Below are 18,128 nucleotides of genomic sequence, written 5' to 3' on the forward strand. Positions count from 1 at the left end.
GCCGGGGGCAGGATGTGACCCATGCCGGCGATTCCCGAGTCCACCAAGAACTCCCTGGCGCAGCGGCTGCGTGAACACGCCAAGGCGAGATGGCCCCAGCTGGCCGCGGTGGATGTGCGCTGTCGCGGGCGGTTCGCGTACGTCACCGGCGAACTGGCCGACGGCGAGCGGCTGCCGCTGATGCGGTACCGCTACGGCGGGTCCGCGCGCCGCTGGGGCACCGCGATCTACGTGGCCGGCAGCAACAGCTACGAGGACCAGATCTGGTTCAGCGGCAGCGTCGAGGACGCCTTCGACCTCGTCTGCGACATCCACATCAGCCCCATCACACCCGAACCCTGACCCCAGTCACCCGTCAACCCCCGAAGGACTTACGACCTCGACCACTAAGTGGTCCAGAGGTCCGGTTCGGCGATCCGCCTTACCTTGCCAATCGAGCTGCCTTCAGTGAGCTAACGAGGTCCGGGCTTCATCGGCGGTGCAGCCAATTGGCGAACCGCAGAAACCAGTCCACCGCTACGCGCTCCACACCGAATCGAATTCGCCGTGTTACTGACCGGTGATTCACCGGGGTGGGCGAACGTGGGGGTCTCGGTCAGCGTACGGACGCTGGGGCGGGGCGGGTGGTGACGGGGCGGGCGACGGCTCGTTGGCAGGTGGGGCACCAGTAGCAGTTGCGGGCGGCGAGGACGGCGCGCTGCACGGTGGTGCCGCAGAGCAGGCAGGGCTGGCCGGCGCGGCGGTAGACGTACACCTCGCCGCCGTGCCGGTCGACGCGCGGTGCCCGGCCCATCGCCTCCGGCAGGTGCTCGGCGCGGACCGTGTCGATCCGACCCCGCTCCACCCCGACGCGCATCAGGTCGACCAGGTCGGCCCAGATCAGCCGCCACTGGCCGGCGGTGAGCCTCCGGCCGGACGTGGTCGGGGCGATCCCGGCCCGGAACAGCACCTCGGTGGCGTACACCAGGCCGACCCCGGCGACGATCGACTGATCCAGCAGCAGCGCGCCGAGCGGCTTGGCGCTGCGCCGCACCCGCTCGCCGGCAGCGTCCGGGTCGGCGTCGGTCCGCAGCGGATCCGCCCCGAGCCGACCCCGCAGGGCATCCGCCTCGGCCGCGGTCAGCAGCTCACAGGCCGCCGGCCCGCGCAGATCGATCCAGTGTCGACGATCCGAACCCAGGTCTGGGCTGGTGTCCGTACCCGTGATGGGGTCTGGCTCGCAGGATGACCCCGGCGGGCGGTGACCGACCAGGCGGAGCCGGATCTGCCCGACCGGGTCCGGCGGCTCCCCCGGACCGTCGGCGAACGTACCGTACAGCCCGAGGTGCACGTGCAGGATGCCGCCGCCCGCGCCGCCGTCGTAGCCGCCACCGTCGTAGTGGTGCAGCAGATGCTTGCCGTACGCCTCGGTCGCCGCCAACGTCGCGCCGGTCAGCCGGGCCGCGCCGGCCGCGAACCGGCCCTGCGGGCTGGTCGCCGCCACCACCGACCCACCGAGTACGGCGTGGTGGTGGGCCGCCAACCGGTGGATCGTGTGTCCCTCGGGCATGGCAGCAGAGCCTATCCGCAGTCAGCGATCGCGACGGTCGACGTGTGGCGGACCGGACATCTGGGTACCCCGCTACGGTAACCGCCGGTGACCGGACCCATCCGGGAGCTCAGGACCGGCGCATCGATAAGGAGGTGTCCCATGGTCAGGATTCCCGCGTTGTCCCGACGTTCGGACCCGGCGGAGCCCGTCGAAGCGGGCCAGCCGCCGTCCACCGCCGCCACTACCACCACCACGACCGAGGCCGACCGGGCCGCAGCCGATCGGGAGCACGCCCGCCGGTCCGCCGAGCACGCCAGCGCGCAACGGTCGGCCGCCGAACGGGCCGCCGACCGCGCCGAGACCCAGCAGCTCGACACCGCCCGGCGAGACACCGCAGGACGAGACACCGTACGGCGGGGCGACACCGCCGAGACGCCGACGGTCGGCCGCGATCGTGGCCCGGCCACCGGCACCGCCGTCGTCGACCCGGCCACCCGGCCGACCCCCGGTCCCCGGCCCGAACCGCCCACCCGGGAGGAAACCGGCCCCCGGCCGACACCGCCGCCGGCCCCGGCCGGTCCGCGCCCCCGGGCCAGCCTGCTGGCCACCGCCAGCCTGATCGTCGGGCTCGCCGCTGCCGCCTTCGTGCTCTCCGGTGCCCTCGCGCCGTACGGGATCGCCCTAGGTGTGATCGCGCTGGCGCTCGGCCTCGGTGGGATCTCGGCGACCGCCCGCCGGCACGTCGCCGGCCGGACCGAGGCGCTGATCGGCATCGTCCTCGCCCTCGGGACGATGATCGTCGGAAGCCTGGCGATGACCGGCGCGCTGACCTGGCTGACCACCGAGACCGACACGGTGAACCAGCTGCGTGAGTGGCTCGACTCACAGTTTGTCGACCGTATCTGACGGGCACATTCAATCCCGCAGCGGTGGTTCACCGCTGGAGCTTCACCCCGGCGCGGTGGTTCACCGGCCAGCAACACCGAAGCGGTGGTTCACCGCGAGCAGTACGAACCGCAGTACGAACCGTAGTGCGAACTGCGGTGCGATCTTCGGGGGGCGACGACGACGTCGCCCCCCGAAACGCGTCTCGGCTCGGAATCCCGACGTACGCAATGAATGGTTGTCCGAACGGCCCGGATGCGCAACGATCAGATGCCGTACGCAAGTCTCAGCGATGGTTTCTGCCGCCTTGAGCCCTTAACGTGGAGGACAAGCGCCAGCCCCATGGCCGACCGCCGGGGCGCGCCCGACCCTCAGGAGCTTGACGCTGATGACGACGCCCGTGACGACGCACGCCACCCACCGGCACTACCTGATGTGCCGGCCGACGTACTTCGCCGTGGAATACACCATCAACCCGTGGATGGACCCGACCCGACCGGTCGACCGCGACCTCGCCATCGCCCAGTGGGACAACCTGCGCCAGACCTACCAGCGGCTCGGCCACACCGTCGACACGATCGAACCCCTGCCCGGCCTGCCCGACATGGTCTTCGCCGCCAACGGCGCCACCGTCATCGACGGGCGGGCCCTGGCCGTGCAGTTCCGCGAACCACAGCGCGCCGACGAGGCCCCCGCCTACCGGGGCTGGCTGGAGCGGGCCGGGTTCGACGTCCACGACGCCAAGCACATCAACGAAGGCGAAGGCGACCTGCTGCTCGTCGGCGACTACGTGCTGGCCGGCACCGGTTTCCGCACCTCACATTCGGAACACGCGCACGTTCAGGAGGTCTTCGGCCGGCCGGTGGTCACCCTGCAACTGGTCGACCCGTGCTTCTACCACCTGGACACCGCGCTCGCCGTCATCGACGAGCGGACCATCGCGTACCTGCCGGAAGCCTTCTCCCCCGGCAGCCAGGCCGTGCTGCGGCGGCTGTTCCCCGACGCGATCCACGCCACCTGGGCCGACGCGGCGGCGTTCGGGCTCAACGCGGTCAGCGACGGCCGGCACGTGGTGCTGCCCGTACAGGCCGAGGCGTTGACGGCGGCGCTGCGGGAACGCGGCTACCAGCCGGTCGGCGTCGACCTCTCCGAGCTACGCAAGGCCGGCGGCGGGCCGAAGTGCTGCACCCTGGAGCTGAGAGGGGCACGACGATGATCGTCGACGGGATGCTGCGGACACCGGGCGCGTTGCGGGACGCCGAGCGCTGGACCGCGCACAACTATCACCCGCTGCCGGTGGTGCTCAGCGAGGCCACCGGGGCCTGGGTGACCGACGTCGACGGCAAGCTGTACCTGGACTGCCTGGCCGGCTACTCGGCGCTCAACTTCGGCCACCGGCACCCGAAGCTGATCGAGACGGCGCACGCCCAACTCGACCGGCTCACCCTGACCAGCCGGGCGTTCGTGCACGACCAGTTCGCCGACTTCTGCCGCGAGCTGGCCCAGCTCTGCGGCAAGGAGCTGGTGCTGCCGATGAACACCGGTGCCGAAGCGGTGGAAACCGCCATCAAGGTCGCCCGCAAATGGGGCTACCAGGTCAAAGGCGTACCGGACGGGCAGGCGACCATCGTGGTCGCCGCCGGCAACTTCCACGGCCGGACCACCACCATCATCAGCTTCTCCACCGACGACGAGGCCCGCGCCGACTTCGGGCCGTACACCCCGGGCTTCAAGATCGTGCCGTACGGCGACCTCGCCGCGCTCGCCGACGCCATCGACGAGACCTGCGTCGCGGTCCTGCTCGAACCGATCCAGGGCGAGCAGGGCGTGGTGGTGCCACCTGAGGGCTACCTGACCGGGGTACGTGACCTGTGCACCCGTAACGACATGTTGTTCCTCGCCGACGAGATCCAGTCCGGGCTGGGCCGCACCGGGGCGACGTTCGCCTGCGACCACGAGGGCGTCGTGCCCGACATGTACCTGCTGGGCAAGGCGCTCGGCGGTGGCATCGTGCCGGTCTCGGCGGTCGTCGCCGACCGCTCGGTGCTCGGCGTACTGCGCCCCGGCGAGCACGGCTCCACGTTCGGCGGCAATCCCCTCGCCTGCGCGGTCGCCACCGAAGTGGTCCGGCTGCTGGCCACCGGCGAATACCAGCGGCGCTCCGCCGAACTCGGCGCGCGGCTGCACGCCGGTCTCGGTGAGCTGCGCGACGCCGGCCGTCTGCTCGCCGTACGGGGTCGCGGCTTGTGGGCCGGGCTGGACCTGGACCCGCGACGATTCACCGGACGGCAGGCCTGCGAACGGCTCGCCGGACGTGGCATGCTGGTGAAGGACACCCACGGTTCGACGATCCGGCTCGCACCGCCGCTCGTCGTCGACGCCTCCGACGTGGACTTCGCCCTCGAACAGCTTTCCTTCGTGCTGCGATGAGCACACCGGCCGGCCGGGGGGCGATGCGCCGCCCGGCCGGAGGCCGAGCCGACCACGTCAGTCGACCCGCCAGCGTCAGTGGAACACGACGGCCCGTCCACAGGCGATACTCGCCCGGCACGCCTCGTGCAGTGTGAGCCACACCTGGGTCTCGACCGCGAAGTCGGCGTCGTCGGGCACCGCGAACAGCCGGGCCGCCTCGGTGTCAGCCAGCTCCCCGTCCGCGCTCAGCCGGATGCCGAGCGCGGGCGCGCACCGGCGCAGCTCGGCCAGCAGCCCCTGGCTCGACCCGACCATCCCGCCACCGGCGATGTCATCGTCGGCCGGCAGGAACAGTGGATCACCGACGTCGACCGGGACGTAGTAGCCGGCGTGGTCGGAATGGCACAGCAGATGCGACTCCAACAGGGACGCCTGGTCCTCGACGAGTTCCCGGTCGGCGGCGAGCCCGCCGGCGTCGGCGATCGGGATGATCGGCCGCGCCAGGTCCACCAGGACCAGCACCCGGCGCAGCTGATGCAGACCGCTGGCGGGAAAGCTCCGCAGGCACGGGCGCGTCGACGGCACCGCCGCGTCGTACGGCTCCTGCCAGGTGACCTCCTCGCCGGCCAGAGACGTGCTCAGACGGTCGAGCTGGGCACGGCTGCGCGCCGCCGCCTCGTCGTCGATCCTGGACAGCGCCGAGGTGATCCCGACCGTTACCGCAACACTCATGCGGGGCAGGTTAACCCGCGCCGGTGACAGGTCGATCAGCCGGCGGCGGGCCAGCCAGCCGTACGCCGGTCGAGCGTGCTCGGCGTACGGCTGGCTGGACTCCCGATCGTCAGCAGGTGGCGAGCATGCCGGACAGGGCCGACTTCTCCGCGCTGTCGACGGTCAGCGAGTAGTACCACTTCACCTGGATCCAGGCGCGGGCGTACGTGCACCGGAAGGCGGCACGCGGCGGCTGCCAGCTGGCCGGGTCCTTGTCCCCCTTGGCCTGGTTGACGTTGTCGGTGACCGCCCACAGTTCGGGTCCACCGAGGTCGTTGGCGTACGTCTGACGCCGCGACGTGGTCCAGGACCAGGCGCCCGACCGCCACGCCTCGGCCAACGGCACCATGTGATCGATGTCGACGTCGGAGGCGGCGGTCCAGGTCGCCCCGTCGAACGGGCTGTACCAGGACCCGGAGGTGGCTGCGCAGCTGCTGTTGACCACGACGTTGGTGCCGTCGCGTTTGAGGACCTGCTCGCGGGTGTTGCACGAGCCGGTGATGGTGATCCAGTGTGGGAACAGGCTGCGGCTGTAGCTGGACTGGTGGGATTCGGCGGCGACGGTGAGTGAGTTGAGCCGGCTCAGTGCCGTGCTGTAGGACGGGATGTTCGGCGGGGTGGCGGTGGCGGGGACGGCGGTGAGGCTGAGGGCGACGACGACGGCGATCGCCGCAGCCGTGGCTGCCTGGATGATCCGGCGGGCCATGTGACACTCCAGACTGTCGACGCGCCGTGGCCGGACTGGGGGATCCGGACTGGGGCACGGCGACGCCGATCGATGTCAGCGAATCTAAGGATGCCGGACACCAATGCTGAAACAGCAGCGTGAACGCCATGTGAAGAAGTGCTTGATTGGTGGCCGCACCCGTCGCCACAGACACTTGAGTCCCGATCGACACACCAGGCTCACGAGCCCCGAGCGGCCCACCAGTGCTGGTGGCCGGGCATGACGATGACACCGCCGGTCGCCTACCCGGTCCCGACGCCGTCGCCGGGCACGCTGAGCATCATGGCCCGCCCGGCCGGCGGCGACCGGCTCGACGACGACCTGGCCGCGCTGGTCGACAGCGGCGCACACCTGCTCGTCTGCCTGCTCACCGCCGACGAACTCGACGAACTCGGGCTGTCCGACGAACCGGCCGCCGCCGACCGCGGCGGGCTGGAGTTCCACCACTTCCCGATCGCCGACTTCAGCGTCCCCGACCGAGCCGCCGCCGACCAGCTCACCGAGCTGATCGTCGACCGGCTCCTCGCCGGCCGGCACGTCGTCGTACACTGCCGGGCCGGCATCGGCCGGTCGTCCCTGGTGGCGGCCGCCAGTCTGGTCCGGCTCGGGCTCGACCACGAGGACGTCTGGCCGATCGTGTCGGCGGCACGTGGCGTGCCGGTGCCCGAGACCGAGGAACAACGCCGATGGCTCGCGTACGGCTGACCGCCCGCCGACTCGGAGTACGGGTGACGAGCCGACTCACCCCCCGCCGCGCGGTCCCGGCTCCGGTAGCGCACGATGGGCCGATGCCTGTCGTCGAGGCGGTGGCCACAGTCCCCGTACCCCCGGAACTGGCCTTTGCCGTGTCCCAGACCACCACGCCGGTCCGGCACCGCTGGGACCCGTTCATTCGGACCCAGCATTTCGTTGACGGCGCCACCCGGCCGGGCAAGGGCGTTCGCACGTTCACCCGGTCCCGGCACGGCCTGAGCATGATCACCGAGTACGTCTCCTACGCCCCTCCCACCAACGTGGGCATGAAAATGGTGCGTGGGCCGTGGTTCTTCGAGATGTTCGCCGGCGGCTGGCGGTTCGCGCCCGCCGCCGAGCCCGGCCACACCGTCGCCACCTGGCGGTACAGCTTCCGCTGCCGGCCGGCGGCCCTGCGGCCGATCGCCGACCGGATCGGGGTGTGGCTGCTGGGCCGCGACATCCGCCGCCGGATCGCCGGATACGCGGCCGGCTGCGCCGACCCGGACGTCGTCGCCGCTGCCAGACTGACGCTGCCAGACTGACTGACGCTGCCGGGCCGCCGCTGCCGGTCAGTCCGCCAGCAGCGCGAGGTCGGCGGTCCTCAACGTGGTCGTCACCAGCAACTCACCCTCAACGGTGGACTCGTCGTCGAGAACGATCTTCGTCGACAGTGAGCGGGCGGTGGTCCGGTTCTCGCCAGCGACCGAAGGGACAGCGACATGAGAAGGAACCTCGCGGCCGTCGTTCGCGGCCTCGTCATCGCCGCTGGCCTGGTGGCACTCGCCACCGGGCTGGTGGGCGCGGCCGAGCCCTACCAGCAGACCCGGGCGTTCCACCGGGTCGTCGAATGTGAGCAACAGAGGTCTGGCAACTGCTTCGACAGCGAACCCGGGTCGATCGTCGGCCGACGGATCTACACCACCACGTCAACGCATACCGACGCCGAGGGGCACACCTGGACGACGACCCACACCCACTACGAGATCACCTGGCAGCGCGCTGATGGCCGCCGGCAGGCCCGGGACGTGACGTCGGCCTTCTACCGCGCGGTGGGAGAAGGCACAGCGGCGACGTTGCGTCTCTGGCGTGACGAGGTCGTCGGTATCGAGGCGGCCGGACTGTCCCACTGGTTCGTGCCCGAGTCCGGCCACCGGCTCAGCGGCTGGCTGCACCTGGCCTGGCTGGGCACCGGCGTCCTACTGTGGGGGCTCTTCGGCTGGTGGGATGGCCTGTTCATGCTGGGTTTCCGCGTCTTGGCGTGGATGTTCATGAGCATCATGCCGGTGTGGGGAGCGATCAGCGTGCTGGCGTACGGCTGGAGCAGTGGCGCCGAAGTCGTCGTACAGGTCGTGTTCGGGGTGTTGTTCACGGGTGTCTCCGCCGCGATGTTGATCGCGTCGCTCTTTTTCGCCGACTGGTGAGACAGGCGCAGCGGAGCGATACAGGGTCGAGGCCGGACCCTTGGCGGGGTCCGGCCTCGACTGGTCATCGTGTGTGGAGCGGTCAGCTGTTCCAGTGCTGGGCGACGAGTTCGGCGGCCTGGGTCTCCCACTGGGCGTAGTGGTCCGGGTACGCCGACACCTGCACCACCTGCGCGGCCTCGGTCAACGCCATGTCCTGCCAGCCGTCGACCTGCTTGAGCCCGGTCAGGAACGCGGTGGTGGAGTACTCGACGTCGGTGATCTGCTCCACCGTGCCCCAGCCCGACGACGGCCGCTGCTGGAACAGGCCCTGCGAGTCGTGGTCGTTACGGTCACCCAGGTGACCCAGGTTCTCCAACTTCGACTCCTGCAGGGCGGTGGCGATCGCCACCACGGCGGCCCGCTCGTCCATGCCGGCCTTCTTCGTCGCGGCGATGATGCCCTTGACGTTGTCGGTCTGCTCGCCCGACAGGTCGATCCGGGACTGCTCGCCCCGCACACCGTGCGGGATCAGCTTGTCGTTGTCGACACTCGCGGCGGCGACGGCGACGGGGGTGGCCAGGGCGGTCGGGGCGTGCTCGGCGGCCAGGGCGGGGGCGGCGATCGCCCCGCCGGCCAGGGTCAGACCGGCGATGCCCAGGGCGGTGTTGCGCAGGCTGGTACGCAGGGTACGGGTGATGATCGTGGTCATGGGGGTCCACCTTCCGTTTCCGGGGGGGTGCACGAACCGCGCGGGGCGGTCGTGCGGCAACGGTGTCCGGTGGTGCCAGAGGTCTGGTGATGCGAGCTTCGGGGGTCATCGCCCGATGTCGTTCGGGGGTTATCGCCCGATGTCGGGGGCCGCTGGTGAGCGGCGCGACCATGTACAACCACGCCCGACCCCGGGTCATTCCGCGATCGGCGGGCCGGCGTGGAACCGGCCGGACCTGCCTGGCTCGGCTTCTGCGGCGGGCTCCGGGGGCGGGGTTCCGTGGCGCGACCATGCACAACGACCCGGCACCGCCAGCCATTCCCCGCAGCCACCGACCCGAGCCACCCGATCGGTGACGCCGAGCGGTCAGATCAGTGGGCGCGCTCGGTGGGCGCGTGCGCGTCACTGGGCGCGCGGCGCGGACCGGTCCGTGTGACCGAGGTGCAGATCGGGCGCGATCCGGTCCCGTACCAGCCGTTTGAGCTCAGGGATCTCCGGAAAGCCACTTTCGGCGCGCGACCAGATCGTCTCCCCTTCGAGCCGGACCTCGAAGATCCCGCCGGTACCCGGCACCAACGCCACCTCGCCGAGCCGCAGCCCGAACGTGGTGAGCAGCTCCTGGGCCGTCCACGCGGCCCGCAGCATCCAGCGGCACTGCGTGCAGTACTCGATCTCCAACCGTGGCTGCCTCGTCGTCACCCGTACCAGTATGCCGGCAGGTCACGACCTCGCCACCCGGGCCGAGCAGACCGGGCGGGTCACCGTACCGGCAAATGGTGTTGCTGATCTGGCAAGCTGGGTGGCATGGACGACGACCTCGACCAGGCACTCGACTCGGTCGGCGCCCGGCTGCGGACAATACGCAAGCAGCGCGACGTCACCCTCGCCGAACTGTCGGCGGCGACCGGCATCTCGGTCAGCACCCTGTCCCGGCTGGAATCCGGCGACCGCCGACCCACCCTCGAACTACTGCTGCCGCTGGCCAAGGCGCACGGGGTCACCCTCGACGAACTCGTCGACGCCCCGCCCACCGGCGACCCACGCATCCATCTGCGGCCGGTCACCCGCTACGGGATGACCGTGCTGCCGTTGAGCCGGCGGGCCGGCGGCATCCAGGCGTACAAGCTGATCATCCCGCCGCGCAGCCCACGCCGGGAGCCCGACCCGCGGACCCACGAGGGCTACGAATGGCTGTACGTCCTTGACGGGCGGCTGCGCGTCCTGCTCGGCGAGCACGATCTGGTCCTCTCCCCCGGCGAGGCGGCGGAGTTCGACACCCGGGTGCCGCACTGGTTCGGCGCGGTCGGTGACGAGCCGGTCGAGTTTCTCAGCCTCTTCGGTCAGCAGGGCGAACGCGCCCACCTGCGGGCCCGTCCCCGGGCCAGGGCGGGATCCGGGGAGAGTCCCCGGTCCAGCGACGGGTCCGGGGAGGGCGGGACGCCCTGAACCGCGTACGCGTCTGGGCCGCGCTCGGCTTCGTCTGCGTCGCCGTCGGTTTGTCGACCGCGATGGCCTCGCCGTACCTGACCCTGTTCCTCGACGACGCGGTCCAGGCCAGCGCCGGGCAGATCGCGCTGTGCTCGTCGCCGCCGCATCGGCCGGGTGCCTGTCCAGCACGCTCACCTCGGTTGTACGGGACTTCCCGGTCTTCTGCTCATCACGGTCACGCTGACCGCGTCGGCGCAGGTGATGGATCTGGGGGCCGGTGTCGGGACCGCCGGGCTGCTGCTGGGCCTGTGCGCCGGCCTGGAGATCCCGCTGATCCTCGGCTTCGGCTGGCTGTCCACCCGCTCCCGGGTGCCGACGTCGAGGCACGGCGGCTGGACCTGGCGTCGCTCGCGTCGATCCGGGCCTTCGCCGACGACTTCAGCGGGGAGCTCGACCTGCTGGTCAACAACGCGGGGCTGGTACTGACCGGACCGCGCCCGCCGCTGACCGTCGACGGGGTTCGACCTGCAGATGGGCACCAACGCGCTCGGGCCGTACGCGTTGACCGGTCTGTTGCTCGACCGGCTGACCGCCGGAAAGGACCCTCGGGTGGTGACGGTGTCGTCGATCGTGCACCGGTGGCGCAATCTCGACCTGGACGACCTGATGTCCGAGCGCTCCTACAGCGGCAACCGGGCGTACGGCCTGTCGAAGCTGGCCACCACGATCCTCGGCCTGGAGTTGGACCGCCGGCTGCGGGCGGCCAAGCTCACCGGGGTCGCGTACCTCTGATCTCGGGCCGCCACCGCCAGGATCCCGGGCGGCTACGGGCAGGCGTCCCCGCCGGAGACCGATACTCGTTTTGCGGCTGATCCCCCTGCGGGATCATGATCCCGCAGGGGGATCAGCGCCGAACAGACATTGGGTTCCGGGCTCGATCCCGACCGACGCCGTACGCCGCCACGAGCCGACGCCGTACGGCAGGAGCTGAGGGATCGACGGGCGTAAAGTCGGTCCCAGGGATCACCTGCGGGAGGGGTGCGATGACACTCGTTGCCGGGGTCGACTCGTCGACCCAGTCGACCAAAGTCGTGGTCTGCGACGCCGACACCGGGGAGGTGTTACGGGAGGGCCGCGCCCCGCATCCGGACGGTACCGAGGTCGACCCGCAGCTGTGGTGGGCGGCGTGGGAGCAGGCCAGCGCCGGGCTGCTCGACGGGGTCGCCGCGATCGGCATCGGTGGGCAGCAGCAGGGCATGATCTGCCTCGACGACGCCGGCCAGGTGGTCCGGGACGCTCTGCTGTGGAACGACACCCGGTCGGCGCAGGCGGCGGTCGACCTCACCGACGAGTTCGGCGGCCCGAAGGCGTGGGCCGACGCGGTCGGGTTGGTGCCGGTGGCCAGCTTCACGGTCACCAAGCTGCGCTGGTTCGCCCGTACCGAACCGCAGCTCGCGGCCCGGACCACGACGGTGCTGCTGCCGCACGACTGGCTCACCCACCGGCTGCGCGCCGACGGTGGAGCACCGACGACCGACCGGGGCGAAGCCTCCGGCACCGGCTACTGGTCGTCGGCGGCCGGCGACTACCGGCGTGACCTGGTCACACTCGCCTTCGGCCGGGACGTGGCGCTGCCCCGGGTCGCCGGGCCGGCCGAGGTGGTCGGCGAGACCGCGGCCGGCGCGCTGTTGTCGGCCGGCACCGGCGACACCATGGGTACGGCGTTCGGCGTCGGCCTACGGCCCGGCGAGGTGGTGGTGTCGCTGGGCACCTCGGGGTGTGTGTCCGGGGTGAGTGAGGTGCCGACCGCCGACCCGAGCGGGCTGGTGGCCGGCTACGCCGACGCGACCGGCCGGTTCCTGCCCCTGGTGTGCACGCTCAACGCGGCCCGGGTGCTGGTCACGGTCGCTGATCTGCTGGGCCGGTCGTTGACCGAGTTGGACGAGTTGGCGTTGTCGGCCCCGCCGGGTGCGGGCGGGTTGACGCTGTTGCCGTACCTGGACGGGGAGCGCACCCCGAACCTTCCAGACGCGCGCGGGCTGCTGGCTGGAATCACCCGGGCGAACGCGTCGGCGGCGAACTTGGCCCGGGCGGCCGTGGAGGGCATGCTCGGCGGCATCGCTGACGCCATCGACGCGCTGCGCGCCCAGGACCTGCCGGTCGACCGGGTGCTGCTGGTCGGTGGCGCGGCCCAGTCCCGGGCGGTACGGGCGATCGCGCCGGCGCTGTTCGGCGCGCCGGTGAGTGTGCCGCGCCCGGCCGAGTACGTGGCGCTCGGCGCGGCCCGGCAGGCGGCCTGGGCGTTGTCCGGTGCCGCCGAGCCGCCACAGTGGCCGGTCGCCGCCGAGGAGGTCGTCGCCGACGCCACCCCGCAGGTACACGAACGCTACGTCGACGTCCGGCAGCGGGCGCTACCGCTGCTGACCTGACCGGTCGCCCAGCGGCTCCGGCGAGGGTGGCCGGGCGGCCTCAGTCGAGGTCGAGCAGGTCCCGGATGTCGGCGGCGGACAGCTGTGCGGAGGCGAACTCGCCCCCGTCGAGCACACTGCTGAACAGTTCGGCCTTGCGCTGCTTCAACGCCATGACCTTCTCCTCGATGGTGTCCTTGGCGACCATCCGGTAGACCATGACGTTCGACGTCTGGCCGATCCGGTGGGCGCGGTCGACGGCCTGGGCCTCGGTCGCCGGATTCCACCAGGGGTCGAGCAGGATGCAGTAGTCGGCCTCGGTCAGGTTGAGCCCGAACCCGCCCGCCTTGAGGCTGATCAGGAACACGTCTGCGTCGCCGCGTTTGAACTCGGCGATCACGCCGGCCCGGTCGCTGGTCGACCCGTCGAGATACGCGCACCGGAAGCCGGCGGCGACGAGCCGGTCCCGCGCCGCGCCGAGGAACCGCGTGAACTGGCTGAACACCAGCGTACGGTGGCCTTCGGCGACGAGGTTGGTGATCTGGTCGGCCAGCACGTCCAGTTTGGTCGACGGCACGCCTTGGTGTTTCGGGTCGACCAAGGCGACGTCGAGGCTGGCCTGGCGCAGCAACGTCAACGACCGGAAGATCTCGAAGCGGTTCTTTTCCAGGTCGCCGAGCAGGCCGAGGACCTTTTGCCGTTCCCGTTGCAGATAGGCCTGGTAGATGCGGCGGTGTTTGCGGTCGAGGTCGAGTTCCAGCACCTGTTCCTGCTTCTCCGGCAGGTCGGCGGCGACGTCCGCCTTGCGGCGACGCAACATCAGCGGCCGAATGCGGCGACGCAGCTGGGCGAGCCGGTCGCCGTCGCGGTCCCTCTCGATCGGCGTACGGTAGTAGTCGGTGAACCGGTCCAGCCGGGGAAACAGCCCCGGGGCGGTGATCGAGCAGAGCGCCCAGAGTTCGAGCAGGTTGTTCTCCATGGGCGTACCGGTGATCGCCAGTTTGAACGGTGCCGGCAGCAGCTTGGCGCAGCGGTGGCTCTGCGACTGGTGGTTCTTGACGAACTGGGCCTCGTCGAGGATCAGCCCGGCCCAGCCGAGCGCCTGGTAGTCGTCGAACTCCAGCCGCAGCAGCGTGTACGAGGTGACGACGACGTCGGCCCCGGCGGCCGCCTCGGCGAGTTCCACACCGCGCCGCGCCACGGTCTGGGTGACCGCCCGTACGGTCAGGTCGGGGGTGAACCGTGCCGCCTCGGCGACCCAGTTGTGGATGACGCTGGCCGGGGCGATGACGAGGAACGGCACGTCGGCGCGGGCGTGCCGGATCAGGGCCAGCGCTTGCAGGGTCTTGCCGAGGCCCATGTCGTCGGCGAGGATGCCGCCGAGCTGGTGTTCCCGCAGGGCGGCGAGCCAGCGGAACCCGTCGAGCTGGTACGGGCGCAGCTCCGCCCGTACCTCCTCGGGCACCTGGTGGTCGACGGCGGCGCCAGCGGTGGCCAGCTCGCGGACCGCGCGCTGCCAGGCGGCGGCCTGACCGGTGATCTCGCCCAGTTCGGCCAGTTCGGCCCAGAGGCCGGCCTGGAACCGGCCGACGCGCAGCACGCCCGGCGGCCGGTCCTCCAGTGCCCGCGATTCGTCAATCAGCTCGCGGAGCTGGGCGAACTCGGGGCGGTCAAGGCTGAAGTAGACGCCGCTGGGCAGGATCAGATATTGCCGGTCCTGCGCCAGCGCGGTGAACAGCTGATCGAAGACGACCTGTTCGCCGCCGACGCTGACCTGCACGGACAGGTCGAACCAGTCGTGTTGGCCGAGGCTGTCGGTGCCGTCAAAGCCGGCGCTGTCGGTGCCGGCGAACCGGATGACCGGGGCTTCGTCCGCTTCCCGGTAGGCCGGGACGGGCTCGTCGGTCGATTCGATCACGTCGACGCCGTCGATGTCGGCGAGCCGGGGTACGACCTCGCTGAGGAGCCGGATCATGGCGTCGCCGCCGAGGGTGGCCAGGGCGGCGAGACGCGGGCCGTTCGGAGTCGACTCGATCGCCTCCGGGACCGCTTTGGCCGTCAACTCGGTGACCTGGGCGACGACGGCGTCCCGGGGGCCGGCGTCCCCGTCGCGACGTGACGCGGCATACCCGCCGGTGCCGGTCGTCCACAGCGGCTCGGCCTGCCGGTGCGCGCCGATCGCGCGGACCCACTGCCAGTGGATCGACAGCGTCTGGTGCGGCATCGGGGTCACCGCCAGGGTGAGCGTGGGCGGCGACACCGGCGGCAGGTGCACGGCCGGGCCGGCGGCGACGACCTCGACCTGTTTGAGCAGCTCCGGGTAGGCCTGCGCGAAGAACCGCTCTTCGTCGGCCGCCGGTACCCGGATGGCGGCACCGGACAGGGCCTTCGCCGCCGCCGGGGAGACCGGGTTGGACAGCGGCGCCAGCCGCAGCACCCGGTCCCGGGGCTGCGGTTCGACGCCGCCGCGCTCCCCCCACCAGGCGATCCCGTGCGCCGGCCGGCCAACGAGGACGGAGAACTCGGTGCCGACGGGCACGCCGTCGGCCAGCAGCACCGGCTGCACGATCAGGTCGTCGTCGACGCGATCGACCTGCACCGACAACCGGGCCGGCTGCCGGCCGACGATCACCGGCCGGCCGTACTTGCCGGGTTGGACCAGCGGCAGTCCGGCGTCGTCGGCCTCGGCCAGCAGGTCCCAGATCCGCCGACTCTCGAACTCGTCGAGGAAGATCATCGCCGGGGGGCTGTAGTAGCCGTACCGATCGCTGTCCACGGTCGACAGCATCATTATCTCGCCGAGCAGTCGGCGGTGTCGTTTGGCTTCGGGTGATCGACCGTGACCGGCGTAGTTCACCGACGACCAGCTGATGCCGGAGCGGACCCAGCCGGTCTGTCCGGGTAGGACCGGGCGCAACGCGACTCGGCCGGTCTGCCCGCCGCTGGCCGTACCCGCTTTGACCAGCTCGAATTGCAGGCCGACGGTGGCGCGGGCCGGCGGCGCGGCGGTGACGGCCGGGGCGACGCGGGTGACCAGCGCCGACAGGCTTTTCTCCCAGTTCGCCGTCGGCGCGGCCAGGGATGCTTGCCGCTGCTGCGGGATGGTCGGCGTGGCGAGGATGACGGTCTGCAACACCAGCGCGTACGGGTGGGCGCAGGAGTGCTTGCCGCAGGAGCAGTCACCGTCGACGGCGACGACGAGCCCTTCGGCGTTGGTGGTGACCGCCGCTGTCACCGTGCCGCCTTGTCCGGGATCGAGTCGGGCCTGGGCGTGCCCGGTCGTCGGATCCCAGCGGGCGTCGGTCAGCTCGCCGTCCGCGAGATGGGTACGGGCGCGCAGGAACGCCCGTACGCCGGTGATCCCGCACAGCGCCGCTTCTTCGACGGTGAGTTCCAGCTTCGCCACTGTTCGTCGTCTCCTGAATAGGCCGCGTCGCGACGTAGGTTAGCCGGGCGTCAGCGCAACGATTAACCGCCCGTCCCGGTGACGCCCGGTCGACCCGCCGCTCACCGACCAGCGACGATCCGGGTGCGTGCCGCCCGTGGCGGTGGGAGACTTGTGACAGGATCTGTCAGGAGGTGAGTCTGCCGATGAGCGTGGCCGCACTTGATCATCCGGAGCCGTGGACCGAGGCCGAGTACTTCGCGCTCGGGGAGACACGAAACCGGATCGAGCTGATCGACGGTGGACTGTGGGTGGGCCCCGCACCGAACAGGCCGCACCAGGACATCTCGTTTCTTCTCCTGACGGCGATCCGACCGGCGGCGCGGGCGGCGGGTCTGCGGGCAAACGAGGCGGTCAACGTACGGCTGGCGGCCAACCGGATCGTGATCCCGGACCTGGTGGTGGCGAAGGTCGGGCGGCTGGGTGGCGTCGCCGACGCGCACGAGGTGGTCCTGGTCGGCGAGATCACCTCGCCGAGCAGCGTCGCCACCGACCGGGTGCAGAAGATGCAGTTCTACGCGGCCGCGCGGATCGGCTGGTACCTGCTCGTCGAGCCCGACATGTTCGACTACGAGTCGCTCACGCTGCGGCTGTTCCGGCTGGAGGGCGAGCACTACGTCGCGCACGCGGTCGCCACAGCCGGGCAGCGGCTGACCTCCGGCCTTCCGTTTCCCATCGACATCACGACGGACGCCCTGCTCGACTTCTAGGCTCGCCGGCACGATCCCGGCGTCCGTTAGTTCCGCTGTCGCCGCGCCCAGACTGATTGGCTAGGGACCGATACTCATTTCGCGGCTGATCCCCCTGCGGGATCATGATCCCGCAGGGGGATCAGCCGCGAACGGATATAGGTGTCCCGGCGGCCTGTTCCCGGCCTGGCTGGAATCGACTGGCACAGCTGGCACCGTGCTGATACGGCCTCGACCTTGAGGAGTCGCTGGTCGTCGGGGTCCTCGCCACCGTCGTCGCCAGCGGCCGGGACGGGCGGATGGTCGCCATCGCGGTCTACAAGTCCGCGCTGACCGCCCCGGTGTCGTCGCCCGCGCCCGCCCCATCAACGGCTCGGACGACTACCATGAGGCTCATGAGCGCTGAGGCCGTCGGCATGCACATGCCCGCCGTCGTGACGCTCGACGACGCGGCCGCGATGAACGCCGCCGACCCGAACGGGCATCGCTACGAAACCAGTCCCGAAGGGGTTCTCTCCGTCATGCCACCACCGGACTCCGAGCACGCGATAATCGCCAGCCGGCTGTCGGCCTGGCTCATCGTGGCCGGCTGGCCGGCTGAGCGGGTGCTGCAGGCGGTCGGCGTACGGATACCAGGGCCGGATCGGGACGGCGGACGGATCCCCGACCTCAGTGTGTGGCGCAAGCCACCCACCAGAGGTGTCTGGTCGGCGGTGACCGACATCGTGCTGGTGGTCGAGATCGTCTCGCCCGGTTCGGAGGCCATGGACGCGATGACCAAGGTCCGGGAGTACGCCTCGGCCGGCATCCCGCAGTACTGGGTAGTCGACCGGGACAGCGCGCAGACCGTCACCCTGCACCGGCTCACTGCCCACGGCCCCTACCAGGAGCAGGCGAAGATGCCCCTGGCCTGGCTGCTGCAGACGTCCCCGGCCGACCATCTCGGCTGAGGGGCGACGGTCCGGGCGGACGAGACCGGCGGGGC

General features: G+C 71.0%; 18 protein-coding genes. 12 read left to right on the plus strand and 6 right to left on the minus strand.

Features of this window, described 5'->3' with window-relative positions; translation table 11 throughout:
• Positions 1–21: 21 nt before the first annotated feature.
• The gene (locus O7632_RS26265; protein ID WP_278118095.1) at positions 22–342 is read left to right on the plus strand and encodes a hypothetical protein; all 321 of its coding nucleotides are present in this window, start codon (positions 22–24) and stop codon (positions 340–342) included.
• 253 nt (positions 343–595) lie between these two features.
• Here the strand turns inward: O7632_RS26265 and O7632_RS26270 are convergent, their stop codons facing one another.
• Positions 596–1,549 (minus strand): DNA-formamidopyrimidine glycosylase family protein, encoded by a 954-nt coding sequence (locus O7632_RS26270; protein ID WP_278118096.1) that lies wholly within the window; start codon positions 1,547–1,549, stop codon positions 596–598.
• A gap of 141 nt (positions 1,550–1,690) precedes the next feature.
• On the opposite strand from O7632_RS26270, the gene O7632_RS26275 reads away from it, so the two are divergent.
• The 3 genes from O7632_RS26275 to rocD all read left to right on the plus strand — a co-directional run bounded on the left by O7632_RS26275 (position 1,691) and on the right by rocD (position 4,846).
• Complete coding sequence (locus tag O7632_RS26275) at positions 1,691–2,437, plus strand: thrombospondin (RefSeq protein ID WP_278118097.1); 747 nt, start codon at positions 1,691–1,693, stop codon at positions 2,435–2,437.
• A 367-nt stretch (positions 2,438–2,804) separates the two neighbouring features.
• The gene (ddaH, locus tag O7632_RS26280; protein WP_278118098.1) at positions 2,805–3,632 is read left to right on the plus strand and encodes a dimethylargininase; all 828 of its coding nucleotides are present in this window, start codon (positions 2,805–2,807) and stop codon (positions 3,630–3,632) included.
• Positions 3,632–4,846, plus strand: coding sequence for an ornithine--oxo-acid transaminase (gene rocD, locus O7632_RS26285; RefSeq protein WP_278120412.1), 1,215 nt, complete (start codon positions 3,632–3,634; stop codon positions 4,844–4,846). Before ddaH ends, rocD begins: the two co-directional genes overlap by 1 nt.
• Before the next feature lie 75 nt (positions 4,847–4,921).
• On the opposite strand, the gene O7632_RS26290 is transcribed toward rocD, so the two are convergent.
• Complete coding sequence (locus tag O7632_RS26290) at positions 4,922–5,560, minus strand: hypothetical protein (RefSeq protein ID WP_278118100.1); 639 nt, start codon at positions 5,558–5,560, stop codon at positions 4,922–4,924.
• Between the two features lie 109 nt (positions 5,561–5,669).
• A complete protein-coding gene (locus O7632_RS26295; protein WP_278118102.1) occupies positions 5,670–6,305 on the minus strand; it encodes an HNH endonuclease family protein in 636 nt (211 codons plus the stop codon).
• 240 nt (positions 6,306–6,545) lie between these two features.
• Here O7632_RS26295 and O7632_RS26300 point away from each other — a divergent pair, with 240 nt between their 5' ends.
• From O7632_RS26300 to O7632_RS26310, 3 genes are all read left to right on the plus strand, one after another.
• The gene (locus O7632_RS26300) at positions 6,546–7,031 is read left to right on the plus strand and encodes a tyrosine protein phosphatase (protein WP_278118104.1); all 486 of its coding nucleotides are present in this window, start codon (positions 6,546–6,548) and stop codon (positions 7,029–7,031) included.
• An 83-nt stretch (positions 7,032–7,114) separates the two neighbouring features.
• Complete coding sequence (locus O7632_RS26305; protein ID WP_278118106.1) at positions 7,115–7,603, plus strand: SRPBCC family protein; 489 nt, start codon at positions 7,115–7,117, stop codon at positions 7,601–7,603.
• Positions 7,604–7,780: 177 nt separating this feature from the next.
• Positions 7,781–8,482 carry a hypothetical protein gene (locus O7632_RS26310; protein WP_278118108.1) on the plus strand — a complete coding sequence of 234 codons (702 nt, stop codon included), beginning with the start codon at positions 7,781–7,783 and terminating at the stop codon, positions 8,480–8,482.
• A gap of 82 nt (positions 8,483–8,564) precedes the next feature.
• Here the strand turns inward: O7632_RS26310 and O7632_RS26315 are convergent, their stop codons facing one another.
• Positions 8,565–9,149: a hypothetical protein gene (locus O7632_RS26315; RefSeq protein ID WP_278120413.1), complete on the minus strand. Its 585-nt coding sequence runs from the start codon at positions 9,147–9,149 to the stop codon at positions 8,565–8,567.
• A 426-nt stretch (positions 9,150–9,575) separates the two neighbouring features.
• Positions 9,576–9,872: a SelT/SelW/SelH family protein gene (locus O7632_RS26320; RefSeq protein WP_278118110.1), complete on the minus strand. Its 297-nt coding sequence runs from the start codon at positions 9,870–9,872 to the stop codon at positions 9,576–9,578.
• A gap of 105 nt (positions 9,873–9,977) precedes the next feature.
• On the opposite strand from O7632_RS26320, the gene O7632_RS26325 reads away from it, so the two are divergent.
• The 3 genes from O7632_RS26325 to xylB all read left to right on the plus strand — a co-directional run bounded on the left by O7632_RS26325 (position 9,978) and on the right by xylB (position 13,030).
• Positions 9,978–10,619, plus strand: coding sequence for an XRE family transcriptional regulator (locus O7632_RS26325; RefSeq protein ID WP_278118113.1), 642 nt, complete (start codon positions 9,978–9,980; stop codon positions 10,617–10,619).
• 513 nt (positions 10,620–11,132) lie between these two features.
• Complete coding sequence (locus O7632_RS26330) at positions 11,133–11,393, plus strand: hypothetical protein (RefSeq protein WP_278118115.1); 261 nt, start codon at positions 11,133–11,135, stop codon at positions 11,391–11,393.
• Between the two features lie 251 nt (positions 11,394–11,644).
• Positions 11,645–13,030 (plus strand): xylulokinase, encoded by a 1,386-nt coding sequence (gene xylB, locus O7632_RS26335; RefSeq protein ID WP_278118117.1) that lies wholly within the window; start codon positions 11,645–11,647, stop codon positions 13,028–13,030.
• 40 nt (positions 13,031–13,070) lie between these two features.
• Here xylB and O7632_RS26340 read toward each other — a convergent pair whose 3' ends face one another.
• Positions 13,071–16,415, minus strand: coding sequence for a DEAD/DEAH box helicase (locus O7632_RS26340; protein ID WP_278118119.1), 3,345 nt, complete (start codon positions 16,413–16,415; stop codon positions 13,071–13,073).
• A 185-nt stretch (positions 16,416–16,600) separates the two neighbouring features.
• Between O7632_RS26340 and O7632_RS26345 the strand changes: the two genes are divergently transcribed.
• Both O7632_RS26345 and O7632_RS26350 read left to right on the plus strand, forming a co-directional pair.
• Entirely contained in the window at positions 16,601–17,164 is a 564-nt protein-coding gene (locus tag O7632_RS26345; RefSeq protein WP_278118121.1) for a Uma2 family endonuclease, read from the plus strand.
• A 374-nt stretch (positions 17,165–17,538) separates the two neighbouring features.
• Positions 17,539–18,093, plus strand: coding sequence for a Uma2 family endonuclease (locus O7632_RS26350; protein ID WP_278118123.1), 555 nt, complete (start codon positions 17,539–17,541; stop codon positions 18,091–18,093).
• Positions 18,094–18,128 lie beyond the last annotated feature (35 nt).

Origin of the sequence: Solwaraspora sp. WMMD406 (assembly GCF_029626025.1) — a bacterium.
Classification (GTDB): Bacteria; Actinomycetota; Actinomycetes; order Mycobacteriales; family Micromonosporaceae; genus Micromonospora_E.